This is a genomic window from Hydrogenophaga sp. GW101-3F08 (genome assembly GCF_059424585.1).
This window is the reverse complement of record NZ_JBWKZP010000002.1, coordinates 1-16,240: the sequence shown is the minus strand read 5'-3', so window position 1 is coordinate 16,240 and position 16,240 is coordinate 1. Positions and strand designations below refer to the sequence as shown.

The following is a 16,240-nucleotide window of genomic DNA, read 5'->3' as shown; positions in this document are numbered from 1 at the left end:
GCAGGCTCGTTGGCATGGTGGGCGGGGTTCAAAGTATGACGCCACGGGCAAAGGCCCTGGCGCAGCCGGGGCCGCCCGGGCGCGCAGCACCAACAAAAAAGGCCCAACGGGCCTCTTCTGTACCGGTGGCCCCAGCGGCGTGAGGCATCAGGATTTCTGGGGAGCGGCGGCGGCCGGGGCAGGCGCTGGCGCCGCACCCGCGGCCGGTACGAACGGCCCCGGATCGGTACAGGCCGGTGCCGTCTGGGCCGGTTTGACGGTTTTGCCCGCGGTGGACGCGGTCTTGAAATAGTTGGCCGCGGCACGGTCCATGGACAGGCAGAGCTTGTAGGCGTCGACCTTGCCCGCGTGCGCGGTCTTGGCCTTGGCTTCCTCGGCCTTGGCTTTGGCCGCGTCGTCCAGCACCGGTGCGGGCAGCTTGGCCATCACGCTGGCCGATCCGGCGAGCAGCAGGGAGATCAGCAGGATTCGTTTCATGGCAAATGTCCTCGGATGGGGTTCAGGCCTTGGCCACCGCGTCGGCAGCGGGCGCCGGCGGCGTTGGCTGGCTGCGCTGGGCCGGTATCTTGCCGGCCTTGACGTCGTCGTACCAGAGCTCGTGGTGTTCCTTGGCCCAGGCTTCGTCCACATAGCCGGTGCGCATGGCGCCGTACGCGCCCTTCACGCCGACCGTGCCCATGTAGATGTGGCCCATGATCAGCGCCATCATGATCAGCGCGCCCACGATGTGCAGCATGTGCGCGATCTGCATGTCACCGCGCAGGTACAGCATGCCCGGCAGCAGCTTGTCGAGGAACAGGCCGGAGCCCACCACCACGATGCCGGGAATGGTCACGCCCCACCAGAACAGGCCCTTCTCGCCGGCGTTGAAGCGGTGCGAAGGCACTTCCTTGTCGCCCAGCATGCCCCCCGCCTTGCTCAGCCAGACGAAGTCAGCCGCGTTGGCGATGTTGTCCTTGATGAAGGTCACCACCACGATCAGCAGCGACACGGCGAACAGCGGGCCCATGAAGTTGTGCGCGTTCTTCAGCGCGAACGTGAGCCAGCCAAACAGCGTGCTGCCGATCACCGGCAGGATGAAGAACTTGCCGAAGGCCATCACGATGCCGGAGATGGCCAGCACCACGAAGGCGATCGCGTTCGACCAGTGGGCGGCGCGCTCGAAAGGCGTGAAGCGCTCGATCTTGCGCCCGGTGTCCTTCAGGTGGCCGCCCAGCGGCCCCTTGGTCAGGTAGAAGATGGCCAGGGCCAGCAACACGATGAACAGCAGCGAGCCGCCATAGGGGATCAGCCAGTCGTTGCGCACCTGACGCCAGGCTTCACCGGCGGTGGTCAGGCGCGAACCCGGGTACTGCACGAAGGACTGGATCAGGTTGCCGGCCTCGGGCGCCTGGCTCAGCGGCAGGCTGCTGTAGCCGGTGACGCCCTTGCCCACATCGCGCCACATCGGCGCGTTGTTGCCCGGCTGCACCTGGCGGCGCTGCGCGTTGGTCTGGTTCGCGTAGTCCGGGTCCTTGCTCGCGTCGGGCGCGATCTCGAAGATGTTGGCGCTCTTGATGCCGCCCACGGCCGCGGGCGCGGACTGCGCAGCGGGTGGTGCCGGATCGTCGGGCACGGGTGGGGTCTGGGCGGTTTGGGCCGCGGCCCAGCTGGTGCCGAGCGCCAGCAGAGCGGCGACGCCCCAGCCACGCCAGGTCGCGGGGTTCAGGATCGGGTGCCGGTTCATGGCTGTCCCTTCAAGGCTTGGCGCCCATGCGGGTGTAGTCGTTCTGGCCGTACTGGGCACGGGCCTTGAGCTGCTGCTCCCAGCTGCCCTTGTCGCCGGCCTTCCAGCCGGCCTGGGCGTACTGGCTGTCGCCCACGCCCTGGTAGGGCGCGTCGTCCTGCTTGACGCCGCTTGCGGTCATGTCCTGCGGTTTTTCGCCGCAGGCACCCAGTGCCAAGACACCCGACAGGGCCAGCAGACGGATCATCGTGGTGGTGTTCATCATGACTTGGTCTCCTGAGCCGTACCGTAGGCGGTGCCCCAGCCCCAGACTTCGGCGCCCTTGCCACGGCGCAGCACCCGGGTGCGGAAGATGTCGGCCACCACGTCGCCGTCGCCGGCGATCAGGGCCTTGGTCGAGCACATCTCGGCGCAGGCCGGCAGCTTGCCTTCGGCCAGGCGGTTGCGGCCGTACTTCTCGAACTCGTCCTGGCTGCCGTGCTCTTCCGGGCCACCGGCGCAGAAGGTGCATTTGTCCATCTTGCCGCGCACGCCAAACGTGCCCTGCGAGGGGAACTGCGGTGCGCCGAACGGACAGGCGTAGGAGCAGTAGCCGCAGCCGATGCAGACGTCCTTGTCGTGCAGCACCACGCCCTCGTCGGTGCGGTAGAAGCAGTTGACCGGGCAGACCGCCATACAGGGCGCGTCGCTGCAGTGCATGCAGGCCACCGAGATCGACTTTTCGCCCGGCACGCCGTCGTTGAGGGTGACCACGCGGCGGCGGTTCACACCCCAGGGCACCTCGTGCTCGTTCTTGCAGGCCGTGACGCAGCCGTTGCACTCGATGCAACGCTCGGCGTCACAGATGAATTTCATTCTTGCCATGGTGTCTCCTTAACGGTGGTTTTCCCGCCGGGCCGCCCCAAGGGAAAACGCGCCCCCTCGGGGGGCAGCGCATTACACGAAGTGAAAAGCGTGGGGGTCATGCTTTCTCGATGTTGCAGACCGTCGTCTTGGTCTCTTGCATCATGGTGACGATGTCGTAACCGTAGGTGGTGGCGGTGTTGACCGCCTCACCACGCACCACGGGGAATGCGCCATCCGGGTAGTAGGGCTTCATGTCCTCGCCCTGCCAGCGACCGGAGAAGTGGAACGGCAGGAACACCGTGTCCGGCCCCACCCGTTCGGTCACCAGGGCCTGCACGTTGATGCGTGCGCCGGTGGGGGTGCTCACCCACACGCGCTCGCCATTGCGGATACCGCGCGACGCCGCAGCCGCCGGGTTGAGTTCCACGAACATCTCTTGCTGCAGCTCGGCCAGCCAGGGATTGGAGCGGGTTTCCTCGCCACCGCCCTCGTACTCGACCAAGCGCCCGCTGGTCATGATCAGCGGGAATTTCTCGTAGACCTTGTCGTCCACGTTCTTCTGCTGCAGCGACTTGTAGAGCACCGGCAGGCGCCAGCGGTTCTTCTGGTCGTCGTGGCTGGGGTACTTGGCCACCAGATCGGGGCGCGTGCCGTAGATGGGCTCGCGGTGCTGGGGAATCCCGTCGGGGAAGTTCCACACCACGGCACGGGCCTTGGCGTTGCCGAACGGGTGGCAGCCGTGCGCCATGGTCACGCGCTGGATGCCGCCGGACAGGTCGGTCTTCCAGTTCTTGCCCTCGGCGGCGGTCTTCTCGGCCTCGGTGAGGTCGTCCCACCAGCCCAGCTTCTTGAGCAGCACGTGGTCGAACTCGGGGTAGCCGGTGGTGATCTCGGCGCCCAGCGAGTGGGAACCGTCTTCGGCCAGCAGGCTCACGCCCTCGCGTTCCACGCCGAAGTTGGCGCGGAAGTTGCCGCCGCCTTCCATCACGTGTTTGGAGGTGTCGTACAGGTTGGGCGAGCCCGGGTGCTTGATGGCGGCGCTGCCATAACACGGCCAGGGCAGACCGAAGTAGTCCCCGCTCATGTCGTAGCCGGTTTCCTTGTCCACCACCTTGCCCTTGCACTTGAGCGACTTCACATCGAAGGCGCCCATGTTGCGCATGTGCGCCTTCAGGCGCTCCGGGCTCTGGCCGGTGTAGCCGATGGTCCAGACCGAAGCGTTGATCTCACGCAGGATGTCTTCGGGCACGGGCTCGTCCAGGCCCTTGATCTTCTGCATCTTGTAGTTCTTGGACAGCTCGGCGCCAAAGCCCAGTTTTTCGGCGAACTGGTGCATGATCATGTGATCGCTGCGGCTCTCCCACAGCGGGTCGATGACCTTCTCGCGCCACTGCAGCGAGCGGTTCGACGCGGTGCACGAGCCGCTGGTTTCGAACTGCGTGGCCGCCGGCAGCAGGTACACCGCGCGGTTCGGGTTGAGGTCTTCGGGCTTGCCGGGCATGGCCGCCATCGACGCCGTGGCCGAGGGGTACGGGTCCACCACCACCAGCAGGTCGAGCTTGTCCATCGCGCGCTTCATCTCCAGGCCCCGCGTCTGCGAGTTGGGCGCATGGCCCCAGAAGAAGATGCCGCGCAGGTTCGGGCCCTGGTCGATCAGCTCGTTGTTTTCCATCACGCCGTCGATCCAGCGCGAGACCGTGATGCCGGGCTTTTCCATCATGCCTTCGGCGTACTTGGCCTTGATCCAGTCGTACTCCACGCCCCAGACCTTGGCGAAGTGTTTCCACGAGCCGGCCGCCAGGCCGTAGTAGCCCGGCAGCGAATCGGGGTTGGGGCCGACGTCGGTCGCGCCCTGCACGTTGTCGTGGCCGCGGAAGATGTTGGTGCCGCCACCGCTCTTGCCCACGTTGCCCAGCGCCAGCTGCAGGATGCACGAGGCACGCACCATGGCGTTGCCGATGGTGTGCTGGGTCTGGCCCATGCACCAGACGATGGTGGCGGGCTTGGCCTCGGCCAGCATCTTCGCCACCTTGGCCATCTGCGCTTCCGGCACGCCGCAGGCCTCTTCGACCTTGTCCGGCGTCCACTTGGCCAGCACGTCTTCACGCACCTTGTCCATGCCGTAGACACGGTCGTTGATGTACTTTTTATCTTCCCAGCCGTTCTTGAAGATGTGGTGCAGCAGACCGAACAGGAAGGGGATGTCGGTGCCCGAGCGGATGCGCACGTACTCGTCGGCCTTGGCCGCCGTGCGGGTGAAGCGCGGGTCCACCACGATCATCTTGCAGCCGTTTTCCTTGGCGTGCAGCATGTGCAACATGGACACCGGGTGCGCCTCGGCGGCGTTTGAGCCGATGTACAACGCGCACTTGCTGTTCTGCATGTCGTTGTACGAGTTGGTCATCGCACCGTAACCCCAGGTGTTCGCGACGCCGGCCACCGTGGTGGAGTGGCAGATGCGCGCCTGGTGGTCGCAGTTGTTGGTGCCCCAGAAGCTCACGAACTTGCGCAGCAGGTAGGCCTGCTCGTTGTTGTGCTTGGAGGAGCCGACGAAGTACACCGAGTCGGGGCCGCTGGCCTCGCGCAGTTCTTTCATCTTGGCGGTGATTTCCTCCAGCGCGGTGTCCCAGCTGATGCGCTGGTACTTGCCATTGACCAGCTTCATCGGGTAGCGCAGGCGGTACTCGCCGTGGCCGTGTTCGCGCAGGGCGGCCCCCTTGGCGCAGTGAGCGCCGAGGTTGATGGGGGAGTCGAACACCGGCTCCTGGCGCACCCAGACGCCGTTTTCCACGATGGCGTCGGTCGCGCAGCCCACCGAGCAGTGGGTGCAGACGGTGCGCTTGACCTCGATCTTGCCCGAGCCGTCGGTGGAGCCACCTTCGGCGGCCTTGGCCTTCTTCACCAGCGTGAGCTGCGTGGCGGCCAGGCCCACACCGACCCCAAGGCCGGAGCGGTGCAGGAAACCGCGGCGGTCCATGGTGGGCAGCGCGGCCGACAGGCCCCGCTGCAGGCTGTGGACGAAGGCGCTGTGCGCACGGCCGCCCTGGGCGCCGGTGGTGGATGTTTTTTTGGTCAGCAACATGGGGTTCTCCTGCTGGCTCAGATCTGGGTGGTCTTGTAGTACTGCTTGACGTGGTCCGACAAGCTGTAGCCGCCACCCTTTTCGGGCGCCGGGCGGGGCTCGGCGGGGGTCACAGCGGTGGGCTGGGCACGCGGGATCAGGGTGGCCGCGGCGGCCAGGGCCCCGACGGTGGAGGCACCCGCAAACAAGGTGCGGCGGTTCAGGCCGGGGCGGCCCTCGCGAGGGTCGGAAAGGGGCTTGCTCATGCATGTCTCCTGGTTGAACAAAAGCCCCTCAAACGCCACACGGCATCACTTGCGGACTTTTTGCATACGTGGAATTTACCCCCCGTTACAGGGGTGTGCAAGAAAGACTTTCCATTGGCGACATGGATTTGCAACGGACCGGGGCTCTCGCCCTCTTGCCACGTTGCAGCACGAGGTGCCGCTTCCGTTTTGATAGCCAAAAGCGTGCCATAAGTACTCACTTATTTTCCAACACAGGGACAGCGGGCCGCATCCTTCTGCGTGCCCGGGCTTCGGCACCACAGCCGCACGGGATAACCCTGATGCCCCCGAACGCCACCGCATCGCCGCCTGCGTCAGGCTGTCATGCACAGGCGCGACAACTTGTCGCAACCTGGGTTGAGCGGAGCTTCTGCGGTCACCCCGCGGGACCGTCGGAATCGCGTGAATACCCAACTGATCTTGTAGGCTTCATCCGTAGAATGCCGCCGGGTGGAACCCAACTTCTTTCCGTCAATGCCCGAGAAAAGCCTCGAGGGCTGGCCCGACTGGTCGATCCTGATCGTCGACGACGAACAGGGCATGCTCAACTTCCTGGTCAAGACGCTGGCGCCACGCTGTCACTTCGTGATGAGCGCCGGCAGCGCCGAAGAAGGCGCCGAGTGGCTGCGCGGCCACCACGTGGACCTGATCATTCTCGACATCTCCCTGCCCGGCAAAAGCGGTGTGACCTGGCTCAAGGAACTGCGCGAATCGGGCTTCAACGGCGAGGTGATCCTGATCACCGCCTTCGCCGATCTGGACACCGCCATCGAGGCGCTGCGCGCCGGCGCGTCCGACTTCATTCTCAAGCCGTTTCGTGTGCCGCAGATTCTCAACGCGGTGAAACACTGTGTCGAGCGCTCGCGCCTGCGCCGCGAGAACTTCGTGTTGCGGCGCGCCGTCGCCAGTGCGCCGGGGCTGGGCCACGCCCTGATCGGCCAGTCGCCCGCCATGCAGGGGCTGCGCGCATCCATCGGCCGGGTCGCGCCGTTCAACAGCACCGTGCTGCTGCAGGGCGAGTCGGGCACCGGCAAGGAGCTGGTGGCGCGCGAGTTGCACGCCCGCAGCCCACGCGCCAGCGGCCCCTTCGTGCCGCTGAACTGCGCCGCCGTCTCGCCCGAGCTGATCGAGAGCGAGCTGTTCGGCCACGCGCGCGGCGCCTTCAGCGGCGCCACCCGCGCGCGCGACGGTCTGTTCCACTACGCGCAGGGCGGCACCCTGTTTCTGGACGAGATCGCCGACCTGCCGCTGCCCATCCAGGCCACGCTGCTGCGCGCCATCGAAGACCTGAAGATCCGCCCGGTGGGCAGCGAACAGTTGATGCCGGTGAACCTGCGCATCATGGCCGCCACCAACCGCCGCCTGGCCGACGAAGTGGCCGCCGGCCGCTTCCGCAAAGACCTGTATTTCCGCCTGCAGGTGGTGGACCTCACCCTGCCCCCGCTGCGCGAACACAAGGAAGACATCGCCGCGCTGATCGCCCACTTCATGGACCAGCTCGCACCCTCGCTGGGCGTGGCGCCGCTGCGCATCAGCGATGCGGAAATGGACTTCCTGCGGCAGTACGACTGGCCCGGCAACGTGCGCGAGCTGCGCAACCTGATCGAGCGCTCCCTGATCCTGGGCACGCTCAACGTGTCGGCGCTCTACCCGGGCGAGGCCCCGCGGCAGAACGCGTCCACCGACCCCAGGCCCACCGACCTGCACACGCTGGAGAAGCAGCACATTCTCTCGGTGCTCGACTCGGTGCAAGGCGACAAGACGCGCGCGGCCCGGCTGCTGGGCGTGTCGCGCCGCACGCTGGAACGCCGCGTGGCCGAATGGAATCACTTGTGAAGGCACCCCCGCCGCGCTTCGCACGACCCCCTCAAGGGGGCAACGCGGTGCGGCCCGGCAAAGCCGGTTCCGCCGGGTTCCCGGTTAGGGCACTTCGCGCCGGAGATGGCCCAGCCCCGCCGCGCTGTGCGCGCCCAGCAGCATGACGCTCTGGCGCACGCCCCGCTGGCTCGCCACCTCGGTGCGCAACAAGCTGCTGGCCATGGCGTTGCTGCCGCTGCTGGTGGCGTTCCCGCTGCTGGTGCTGGCACTCGCCCTCTGGGGCAACGTGGCCTACGACCGCCTGCTCATCACCAAGGTGCGCAGCGACCTGGCCGTGGCGCGCGGCTATTTCGATCAGGTGCTGATCGAGGTGGGCTCGGGCACGCAAGGGGTGGCCAGCTCGCAGGCTCTCTTCGCCGCCCTGCAGGCGCCCGCGCCCGACGGCCGCAGCGCCCTCCCCGCCCAGCTGGACCAGGCCCGCGCACGCCTCGGCCTGGACTTTCTGGTGCTCTACCAGCCTCAGGGCCAGCCGCTCGCGCGCGCCCTGCCCGCCGGCCTGAGCGCCAGCGATGCCGCCGCGCCCCTGGCGGCCATGCCCGCCGCCCTGCGCGACTCGCTGCAAGACAACCGGCAACGGGCCCAGGCCCGGTTGCTGCTGCTCGACCCGCAGGCGCTGGCCGCGCTGGCGCCCCACCTGTTGGCGCGCGTGCGGCTGCCGGTGGTGCCCACGCGCAACGCCGCGCCGAGCACACGCACGGTCGAAGACCGCGCCATGGTGGTGCTGTCCACCCTGCCGGTGCGCGACGGCGCGGGCCGCACCATCGCACTGCTGACCGGTGGCCTGCTGCTCAACCAGAACCTCGGCTTCATCGACCACATCAACCGCATCGTCTACCCCGACGGCTCGCTGCCCTTCGACAGCCAGGGCACGGCCACGCTGTTTCTCGACGACGTACGCATCACCACCAACGTGCGCCTGTTCCAGGACCAGCGCGCCATCGGCACACGGGTCTCGCAGACCGTGCGCGAGGCCGTGCTGGGCCAGGGCCTGACCTGGCTGGACCGCGCCTTCGTGGTCAACGACTGGTACGTCTCGGCCTACGAGCCGCTGCAAGACGTGCGCGGCCAGCGCATCGGCATGCTCTACGTGGGCTACCTCGAGGCCCCGTTCCGGCTGGTGCGCTATGCCATGCTCGGTGCCATCGGCCTGATCTTCCTGCTGGTGATGGCGCTTTCGGCGCTGTTCTCCGTGCGCTGGGCGCGCAGCATTTTTCGGCCCGTCCAGCGCATGAACCGCACCATGCAGCGGGTGCAAGCCGGCCAGGCCAGCGCGCGCGTGGGCCCGCTGCGCGCGCGCGACGAGCTCGGCGCGCTCGCCGGCCACCTGGACCAGTTGCTCGACGTGATCGACGACAAGACGCGCGCGCTGCAGCGCTGGGGTGAAGAGCTCGACGGCAAGGTGGCCGAGCGCACGCGCGAGCTCGAAGCGAGCAACGCCTCGCTGCAACTGGCGCAGCAGCAACTCGTCAAGAGCGAAAAGCTGGCGGCCATCGGCCAGCTCACGGCCAGCATCGCGCACGAGATCAACAACCCCATCGCCGTGATGCAGGGCAACCTGGACCTGATGCGCGAGACCCTGGGCGAGGCCAGCCTGCCGGTGCGCGGCGAGCTCAGGCTGCTCGACGAACAGGTCGAGCGCATGCGCATCATCGTCACGCAGTTGCTGCAATACGCGCGCCCCACCGAATACGCGGGCTACGTGGAAAACCTGGACCTCAACCGCACGGTGGACGACTGCCTGGTGCTGGTGGCGCACCTGCTGGCGCAAACCCGCATCGAGGTGGTGCGCGAACCACAGGCCACGCAGCGCGTGGGCTTCAACCGCCAGGAGCTGCAGCAGGTCATCATCAACCTGCTGATCAACGCCATCCAGGCCATGCCCGAGGGGGGTGTGCTGCGCCTGCGCACACAAGACTGGACCGACGAACACGGCGCCGGCGGCGCCGTGCTGCGCGTGGAGGACTCGGGCACTGGCCTGGCGCCCGGCGTGGCCGAACGCCTGTTCCGCCCCTTCTTCACCACCCGGAACGACGGCAACGGCCTGGGCCTGTGGATCAGCCTGGGGCTGGTGGAGCGCTACGGCGGCAGCATCACCGCCGCCAACCGCGAAGACGGCCAGAGCGGCGCGGTGTTCAGCGTGCGCCTGCTGACGGAGCCGCAGGCGCCGGAGGCTGTGAGCACGCGGGATGGGCGGCCTGGGGTTGGGGACTTTGCTCCAAGTAAGCAGACCGGAACAGCTTGACTTTCGTATCCAATTGGATACGATCGTACCGTGTTCACCGTTCTCCAGACCGAAGACTTCCGCGACTGGCTCGATGCCCTCAAGGACCTGAAGGCACAGGTTCGGATCGCGGCCCGCCTGCGCTTGGCCGAAGCGGGCAGCCTGGGCGACTGGAAATCGGTGGGTGAAGGCTTGTCAGAGATGCGTGTGGATGTTGGCCCAGGCTACCGCCTCTACTTCACACGACGACAGAACATCCTCATCGTCATGCTGGCAGGCGGTGACAAATCAACACAGGCCAGGGACATCAAGAGAGCGAAGAAGCTCCTGACGCAATTGGAGTTGGAACCATGAGCACCACCAAGATGAAATCCAAACTGGTCCCGTTCGATGCAGCGCGGTACCTGAGCGATGACGCGGCGATCGCCGAGTACATGAACGCCGTCCTCGAAACCGGCGACACCGACCTGCTGCTGCTCGCGCTCGGCGACGTGGCCCGCGCACGGGGCATGGCCCAGGTCGCCAAAGATGCCGGGCTGGGTCGCGAGAGTCTCTACAAAGCGCTGACGCCGGGAGCCAAGCCGCGCTTCGATACCGTGGTCAAGGTGGCTCGGGCGCTGGGGGTTCGGTTAGGCGTACAGCCCGTTTCTGCTTGAAGTCGGTCGTGACGAGTGCGGAACTGTGTTTGTTCCGTCTCCAATTCACGACCAGGAGTGACAAAAATGATGCCTTCAGTTCAACGTATTGCAAACCCCGTGCTCCATTCACTTGATGGACGAGTGCGCCGCAGCGTATTACGCCGCATTGAAGCGATGGAACGGGAACTGGACTTTCTGAACAAGCGCGATGACAAGAACGTCAGCTTCATACGGAGGCATGGATGGAGTGACGAACGCCTACAGTTCCTCTTCGTCCTGAACAGCGTATACCAGCAGGTCTTGGGACCGGTCCAAGCAGCAGCCAAAGAAGGTCCCGAGGGACTCGGCAGCACCGTTCCTGTCAGACATGGCACTGAGTCGTTTAGTCAAAGGACGGCTGGCAGCGTGAGAGTTGCGATGAAGGACTTTTTCTTGATGGTCGATGAGCTCAAGCTGCAACGCAGTTGGCTTCATTCGAACACTTGTGGGGATGTGGTGTTTGCCATCGCGTCATTCGAGCGCACGGACCGAGGCTGAGTCTTGGCGACTAAGTCATCCCCCGCAGCTCCCGCTTGGCTCGCGACGGCCGAGAATCTCATGACGAAGTTCGCTGCCAATCACCAACTCTTGCTCGGCAAAACTGAGCGGCAACTCTCAGCGGCCTTCGAGATCGCGTGCCTGCATTCGCTTCTGCGCTTCTACAAGCGGCAAGGCTACTCACTGACGCTCGAGAACCTGAAGGAAAACGAGTACCGATACCTGACCTCTCCCTCCGGGAACCCCGCCAACTTCTCGTACGTATCCCTCAGTGGCCAGGACGGTGAATTCGAAGTAAGGCAGCAGGTCCGCGTTGAGTCCCACGTGGCATCAGACATCCGGTTCACCCCTGACATCTTGGTGCTGCTGAAGGACTCCACCATCGACGCAGCCATCAACGCAGACTTTGCGGCGGGGAAACGCAAACTCTTTTCAGTCAAAAGCGACCGAGTGGTAGCTGCGCACGAATGCAAGTCGATGAATCCTTTTCCTGAACTGATGGTGAGCTTCGTCGGCATGCTGGTCACGGCGCACAGTTGGTATCCGAACGGCACCGAGGTCGCTACGGCGTCCAAAGGGCACCTCGCGCCCACCTTGTTCGTTGGTGGCACAGCCCGGGCGCTACACCTCAAGATGATTGCCGCGATGGAGACTTCATACAGACTCAATATCGTCGTTGGCATGCACTCGGGAACTTGGAGCTTGAAATCTGCGAAGAACAAGCTGATCTGGCAAGGAGCAACGGGAGTGGGAAATTCTCCAGCCGCGACCGCTCGGCCTACCACCCCTTCAGCAAAGAAGCGAATCGCAAAAGGTACCTTTGCTACCGCGCGAGGTACTTCCTAGCGTTCTCTCGCGACCTCGATGTCCATCACCCCATCAAATCAAACCCCTGCGTCTCCACACTGACGAACGCCGCCGCAAACCCCGCCAGCGCGGCGTAAAAGCGCGCCTTGGGGTGCGCAGCGATGGCGTCGCACAGGGCCGGAGCCCAGCTCTGCACGTGGGCGCCGAAGAACTTCTGCTGCTGGGTGAGGTTGGCCACTTCCATGTCGTCGCCGGCGATCAGGTAGCGCATGACTTCGCAGACGCAGGCGAAGTGGTCCTCGGTTTCGTTCATGGTCTCGTCGCGCGTCAAGCCCAGGGCGGCCAGGTCGCCGCGCAGCGCGGCCAGGGGCTTTTCGTTGAGGAAGCCGCTGAGGTAGTACGAGCCAAACAGATAGACCTCGGGCTTGCCGACGCCGCCGAACAGCGCGTCGTATTCGTCGGCCACCTGCTGGTCGCTCAGTTCGCGCGCGCTGCCCACGAACTGGCGCCAGGGTTCTTCCAGAAAGCCGCCGGGCGCGGGCGCTTCGGTCACGGCCACACGCAGCTGGGCCAGCAGCTCGGGCGTGGGCGGCGCGTAGAACAGCGCGGCCAGCAGGCCGTACACCTCGGCGCGGGCGGTTTCTTCGTCGAGGGCGGAGGAGACGGGAATGGAATCGTTCATGGCAGCTTCGGGCAATCGCTAAAGGGCTTCAAAGATCGGTGATCTTGGTCTCGCCCGGGTTCGAATAGATGTCCACCACGCGGCAGTCGCCGCACATTTTCAGGCGCTCCAGCGCCTGGCCCTGGAACATGGCGTGGCCCGAGAGCTTGGTGAGCATGACTTCGATGCCCTTCAAGGTGCCGAAGGGTTTGCCGCAGCGGATGCACTGGTAGGGCTGCGCCTCGTTGAGCACGCGCAGCTGTTTGCGCTGCTCGGTGAGCAGCAGGCGCGGCTGCAGGGTGATGGCGTTTTCCGGGCAGGTCTTTTCGCACAGGCCGCACTGCACGCAGTTCTTTTCGATGAAGCGCAGCTGCGGGCGCTCGGCGTTGTCTTGCAGCGCGCTGGCCGGGCAGGCGCTCACGCAGCTCAGGCACAGCGTGCAGCTGTCCTTGTTGACGGTGATGCTGCCCAGCAGCGAGGCCGCGGGCAGTTCGATGACGTCGGCGGTGCGCGCACGCGTGCTGCTGTCCTGCACCAGGTGGTCGAGCGCCAGTTCCACCGTGGCGCGCTTCTCGGCCTGCACCGCGAAGCTGGCGCGACGCGTCACGCCCTGGGCCGGTGCCGCGCCAAGTTCGGCGTCCAGCGCCATCAGGTCGCGCGCGTCGCGGGCCTCGATCAGCTTGAAGTGTTGTCCCGTGTAGCCCAGGCCGCTGACGATGGCCTGCGCCACCGCCATCTGCTCGCGCACGGCGTCGCGGTACTGCGGCGCTTCTTCGCCCGTCATCAGCACCCAGACCTGCGAGGCGCCGTAGGCCAAGGCGGTGAGCCAGACGTCCAGCCCGATGGACGCGGTGTGCCACAGCGGCAGCGGGATCACGCGCGCGGGCACGCCGCGCACCGACTTGTCCAGCGCGGCGGCCCGGCCCAGGTCGCCGATCAGCGCCGCGCCGGCTTCCTGGCTGTGCAACAGCAGGGCGGCGTCCTTTCCGCCGGCTTTGGCGTAGGTGGCCAGCAGGGTGCGCAGCTTCACGCCCTGCTCGCTGGCGCGCGGGTAGGCGTAGCTCAGCGCGCCGGTGGGGCAAACGGTGGTGCAGGTGCCGCAGCCCACGCAGAGGTTGGGGTTGACGACGATCTGGTTTCTTTTCAGGTCGCTGCTGATGGCCGAGGCCGAGCAGATGTCGACGCAGGCGTTGCAGCCCACTTGCTCGTTGCGGCCGTGCGCGCAGAGCTTCTGTTTGTAGGTGAAGAACTTCGGTTTCTCGAACTCGCCCACCAGGTCGCGCAGGCGAATCAGCGCCTGCAGGGCCGCGGCATCGTTCAGACCACCGGGCAGGTGCGTGTAGCCCTGCGGCAGGGCGTGCTGCGTGAAGGCCGGCGCTTTGCGCAGGTCCAGCACCAGGTCGAAGTTTTCGCTGCGGCTCTGCGGTTCGCGCTGGAAGTTGATGGCGCCCGCGGCCTCACAGGCCTTCACGCAGGCGCGGTGCGAGCGGCAGCGGTCCATGTCGATCTGGTAGTCCAGGCCGATCGCGTCTTCCGGGCAGGCCGCGATGCAGGCGTTGCAGCGCGTGCACAGGTCCAGGTCGATCGGGTTGCTGGTGCGCCACTGCACTTCAAAGGCGCCGAGCCAGCCGCGCACCTGCGGCAGCTCGCCCGCGATCACCGGGTAGCGGCGTGCCTGCATGCCGGCGCCGCCGGTGGCCATGATGGTCACGTCCAGCGCGTCGGCCACCAGGTCCGCGGCGCGTTCGGCGTCTTCCAGCGCGCCGATCACCAGCAGCCGCCCTTCGCTGCGGTAGGTCACGGTGGGCACGGGCTCGGCGTCGGGCAGGCGCGCCGCGGTGAGCAGCGCCGCCATCTTCGGTGTGGACTGCGCGGCCTCGCGGCCCCAGCCGCCGGTTTCGCGGATGTTCACGAACCGGATCGGCCGCACGTCGAGCGACACGGCGCCTTCGGTCTGCTCCGAGAGTTCGGTGAACAGCCGGCTTTCCTGCGTGCAGGCCACCACCAGATCGTCGCCGCTGCGGCAGGCCTTCTGGAAGGCGGGCGCGTCGCGGCGGCAGAGCGTGGTGTGCAGCGTCAGGTCTTCATCCAGCGCCTCGCCCAGGGCCTTGGGGTTCAGCGGCATGGTCTGGTTGCAGTTGCAGATCAGCGTGGTCATCGTGGGGTTCTGGTTGGTCCGGCTGGGCGACCTGTTCGGGCGCATCGGCCTGGGGAGCCTGGGCCTCTTCGGGCGCTGCGGCGTGTTCTTCGGCGGCGGCAACGGGAGCAGACGCCGCCGGGGTTTTCACTTCGTTGGGGTCGTCGACCAGTTTCAGGAACTGCGCGCCGACCATCTTGGCCATTTCGGCGGCGGACAGCGGGCTGGGTTTCGAATAGTCGTCGATGTAGATGTCGAGCCCGTCCATCACGTTGTAACGCGGATCGGTGAAGAGCTTTTTCACCGCGGCGTTGCGCACCTCGGCCGGTACGCCGCGCGCCACGAAAGGCTTGAAGTCACCGTCCAGCGACAGGCGGGCCACGTCTTCCAGCGTGGGTGTGGGCGGGGGTTCGGCGGGCGCATCTTCGGGTGCCGGCGCGGCCGGAACCACCGGAGCCGCCACGGGCGTCGCAGCCACCACCGCCACCGGGGCCACGGGCTGCGCCGGTGGCTCGGGCGGCAAGGGAATGCCGCTGCGCACCTGCACCTTGCGGCGCGACCAGCGCGAGAAGAAGTTGCTGTCGTCTTCGGCTGCCATGCTCACTGCCCGGAGTGCCCACCGCCACGGAGCTTCTCGGTGCTGATGCGCACCGGCTGGCCGAAGCGGTCCGTCAGGGGCTGGAAGCTCTGCGGCCGCTGGCGGCGCTTGGGCTCGGGTTGGTAGGTCGCGTCCACGAAGCCGCGCAGCCAGTCGGTCACGGCGTCCGGGGCCGCCACCTGCTCCACCCGCTCCTGCGCATCGAGCCAACGCCCGGCGTCGTGGTAGCTCAGCGTGACGGTCTGCGGCACGGCCATGGGTTCGCCGTCCAGCAGGCGTTCGTCGTCGGGGCGCCAGACCACCCAGAAACAGGGGCTGGGGCTGTTCAGGTTCAGGAAATAGCCTTCGGCATCGTCGCGGAACAGCTCCACACGAAAGCGCGGGAACAGCCAGTGCGTGCCGGGGTGCTCCGCCGCGCCCTCGACCGGCTCCACCGCCTGCGGCTCGTGCGACGCGGCGGGCGTGCTCGCGGCGGCTTCTTCGGGGCTGCTGTGCAGCAGCACGTCGGCCAGCACCCAGCGCCAGGCTTGCCAGCGGCTCATGGGACCACTGACCGGTTCGCGGCGCATGACCACGTCCACCTCGATGGCGGGGCGCTGCGCAGCGGCGGACAAGGTATGTTCAGTTGTCATACGTAGCCCGCAATGTAAGCCATCCCCCGCCGCTCCAGAGGGCCAACGGGGTTCGCCCCACCCCCGGGCGTGTTTTGCAAGGGAAAACCCGAAGCCCGGTGCCGCGTCGCTCAGTCTTTCAATAGGTTTCCAGATGCAGCCGCCCCTCGCGCCTGAGCGCCGCGCCGATCTGCTCCCAGCTCAACCCGGCCTGGGTCGCCACATCGCGCAG

The 16,240-nt window shown here is 66.6% G+C and carries 16 protein-coding genes; 6 read left to right on the top strand and 10 right to left on the bottom strand.

The window, feature by feature from the left end:
- Positions 1-147: 147 nt before the first annotated feature.
- The 6 genes from AC07YZ_RS05610 to AC07YZ_RS05585 all read right to left on the bottom strand — a co-directional run bounded on the left by AC07YZ_RS05610 (position 148) and on the right by AC07YZ_RS05585 (position 5,899).
- Positions 148-477: a hypothetical protein gene (locus tag AC07YZ_RS05610; protein ID WP_494794054.1), complete on the bottom strand. Its 330-nt coding sequence runs from the start codon at positions 475-477 to the stop codon at positions 148-150.
- Positions 478-499: 22 nt separating this feature from the next.
- A complete protein-coding gene (locus AC07YZ_RS05605) occupies positions 500-1,726 on the bottom strand; it encodes a formate dehydrogenase subunit gamma (RefSeq protein WP_494794053.1) in 1,227 nt (408 codons plus the stop codon).
- Positions 1,727-1,736: 10 nt separating this feature from the next.
- Positions 1,737-1,991: a hypothetical protein gene (locus AC07YZ_RS05600; RefSeq protein WP_494794052.1), complete on the bottom strand. Its 255-nt coding sequence runs from the start codon at positions 1,989-1,991 to the stop codon at positions 1,737-1,739.
- Complete coding sequence (gene fdh3B, locus AC07YZ_RS05595; RefSeq protein WP_068173913.1) at positions 1,988-2,590, bottom strand: formate dehydrogenase FDH3 subunit beta; 603 nt, start codon at positions 2,588-2,590, stop codon at positions 1,988-1,990. The genes AC07YZ_RS05600 and fdh3B overlap by 4 nt, the downstream gene beginning before the upstream one ends.
- A 97-nt stretch (positions 2,591-2,687) precedes the next feature.
- Positions 2,688-5,654, bottom strand: a complete 2,967-nt coding sequence (locus AC07YZ_RS05590) for a formate dehydrogenase subunit alpha (protein WP_494794051.1) — start codon at positions 5,652-5,654, stop codon at positions 2,688-2,690.
- 17 nt (positions 5,655-5,671) lie between these two features.
- A complete protein-coding gene (locus AC07YZ_RS05585; protein ID WP_494794050.1) occupies positions 5,672-5,899 on the bottom strand; it encodes a formate dehydrogenase in 228 nt (75 codons plus the stop codon).
- A 495-nt stretch (positions 5,900-6,394) separates the two neighbouring features.
- On the opposite strand from AC07YZ_RS05585, the gene AC07YZ_RS05580 reads away from it, so the two are divergent.
- From AC07YZ_RS05580 to AC07YZ_RS05555, 6 genes are all read left to right on the top strand, one after another.
- Positions 6,395-7,756 (top strand): sigma-54-dependent transcriptional regulator, encoded by a 1,362-nt coding sequence (locus tag AC07YZ_RS05580; RefSeq protein WP_494794049.1) that lies wholly within the window; start codon positions 6,395-6,397, stop codon positions 7,754-7,756.
- A 142-nt stretch (positions 7,757-7,898) separates the two neighbouring features.
- Complete coding sequence (locus AC07YZ_RS05575; RefSeq protein ID WP_494794048.1) at positions 7,899-10,040, top strand: sensor histidine kinase; 2,142 nt, start codon at positions 7,899-7,901, stop codon at positions 10,038-10,040.
- 30 nt (positions 10,041-10,070) lie between these two features.
- Entirely contained in the window at positions 10,071-10,373 is a 303-nt protein-coding gene (locus AC07YZ_RS05570; RefSeq protein WP_494794047.1) for a type II toxin-antitoxin system RelE/ParE family toxin, read from the top strand.
- Positions 10,370-10,675, top strand: coding sequence for an addiction module antidote protein (locus tag AC07YZ_RS05565; RefSeq protein ID WP_291189538.1), 306 nt, complete (start codon positions 10,370-10,372; stop codon positions 10,673-10,675). The genes AC07YZ_RS05570 and AC07YZ_RS05565 overlap by 4 nt, the downstream gene beginning before the upstream one ends.
- Positions 10,676-10,741: 66 nt before the next feature.
- Entirely contained in the window at positions 10,742-11,194 is a 453-nt protein-coding gene (locus AC07YZ_RS05560; RefSeq protein WP_494794046.1) for a hypothetical protein, read from the top strand.
- A 60-nt stretch (positions 11,195-11,254) separates the two neighbouring features.
- A complete protein-coding gene (locus AC07YZ_RS05555; RefSeq protein WP_494794045.1) occupies positions 11,255-12,040 on the top strand; it encodes a hypothetical protein in 786 nt (261 codons plus the stop codon).
- A 25-nt stretch (positions 12,041-12,065) separates the two neighbouring features.
- On the opposite strand, the gene AC07YZ_RS05550 is transcribed toward AC07YZ_RS05555, so the two are convergent.
- Genes AC07YZ_RS05550 through AC07YZ_RS05535 form a run of 4 tightly spaced genes read right to left on the bottom strand, consistent with a single transcriptional unit; the run spans position 12,066 to position 16,029 of the window.
- Complete coding sequence (locus AC07YZ_RS05550; protein WP_494794044.1) at positions 12,066-12,683, bottom strand: TorD/DmsD family molecular chaperone; 618 nt, start codon at positions 12,681-12,683, stop codon at positions 12,066-12,068.
- Positions 12,684-12,711: 28 nt separating this feature from the next.
- Positions 12,712-14,787: a 4Fe-4S binding protein gene (locus AC07YZ_RS05545; protein WP_494794554.1), complete on the bottom strand. Its 2,076-nt coding sequence runs from the start codon at positions 14,785-14,787 to the stop codon at positions 12,712-12,714.
- A complete protein-coding gene (locus tag AC07YZ_RS05540; RefSeq protein ID WP_494794043.1) occupies positions 14,747-15,397 on the bottom strand; it encodes a DUF3306 domain-containing protein in 651 nt (216 codons plus the stop codon). The genes AC07YZ_RS05545 and AC07YZ_RS05540 overlap by 41 nt, the downstream gene beginning before the upstream one ends.
- Positions 15,398-15,399: 2 nt before the next feature.
- A complete protein-coding gene (locus AC07YZ_RS05535; RefSeq protein WP_494794042.1) occupies positions 15,400-16,029 on the bottom strand; it encodes a DUF3305 domain-containing protein in 630 nt (209 codons plus the stop codon).
- Positions 16,030-16,240: the final 211 nt, after the last annotated feature.

Coding starts and splice junctions, on each gene's coding strand:
- AC07YZ_RS05550 (WP_494794044.1), bottom strand. CDS start 12,683: ATGAACGATTCCATTCCCGTCTCCTCCGCCCTCGACGAAGAAACCGCC.
- AC07YZ_RS05555 (WP_494794045.1), top strand. CDS start 11,255: ATGACGAAGTTCGCTGCCAATCACCAACTCTTGCTCGGCAAAACTGAG.
- AC07YZ_RS05590 (WP_494794051.1), bottom strand. CDS start 5,654: ATGTTGCTGACCAAAAAAACATCCACCACCGGCGCCCAGGGCGGCCGT.
- AC07YZ_RS05600 (WP_494794052.1), bottom strand. CDS start 1,991: ATGATGAACACCACCACGATGATCCGTCTGCTGGCCCTGTCGGGTGTC.
- AC07YZ_RS05580 (WP_494794049.1), top strand. CDS start 6,395: ATGCCCGAGAAAAGCCTCGAGGGCTGGCCCGACTGGTCGATCCTGATC.
- AC07YZ_RS05585 (WP_494794050.1), bottom strand. CDS start 5,899: ATGAGCAAGCCCCTTTCCGACCCTCGCGAGGGCCGCCCCGGCCTGAAC.
- AC07YZ_RS05610 (WP_494794054.1), bottom strand. CDS start 477: ATGAAACGAATCCTGCTGATCTCCCTGCTGCTCGCCGGATCGGCCAGC.
- fdh3B (WP_068173913.1), bottom strand. CDS start 2,590: ATGGCAAGAATGAAATTCATCTGTGACGCCGAGCGTTGCATCGAGTGC.
- AC07YZ_RS05605 (WP_494794053.1), bottom strand. CDS start 1,726: ATGAACCGGCACCCGATCCTGAACCCCGCGACCTGGCGTGGCTGGGGC.
- AC07YZ_RS05535 (WP_494794042.1), bottom strand. CDS start 16,029: ATGACAACTGAACATACCTTGTCCGCCGCTGCGCAGCGCCCCGCCATC.
- AC07YZ_RS05575 (WP_494794048.1), top strand. CDS start 7,899: ATGACGCTCTGGCGCACGCCCCGCTGGCTCGCCACCTCGGTGCGCAAC.
- AC07YZ_RS05565 (WP_291189538.1), top strand. CDS start 10,370: ATGAGCACCACCAAGATGAAATCCAAACTGGTCCCGTTCGATGCAGCG.
- AC07YZ_RS05540 (WP_494794043.1), bottom strand. CDS start 15,397: ATGGCAGCCGAAGACGACAGCAACTTCTTCTCGCGCTGGTCGCGCCGC.
- AC07YZ_RS05560 (WP_494794046.1), top strand. CDS start 10,742: ATGATGCCTTCAGTTCAACGTATTGCAAACCCCGTGCTCCATTCACTT.
- AC07YZ_RS05545 (WP_494794554.1), bottom strand. CDS start 14,787: ATGCCGCTGAACCCCAAGGCCCTGGGCGAGGCGCTGGATGAAGACCTG.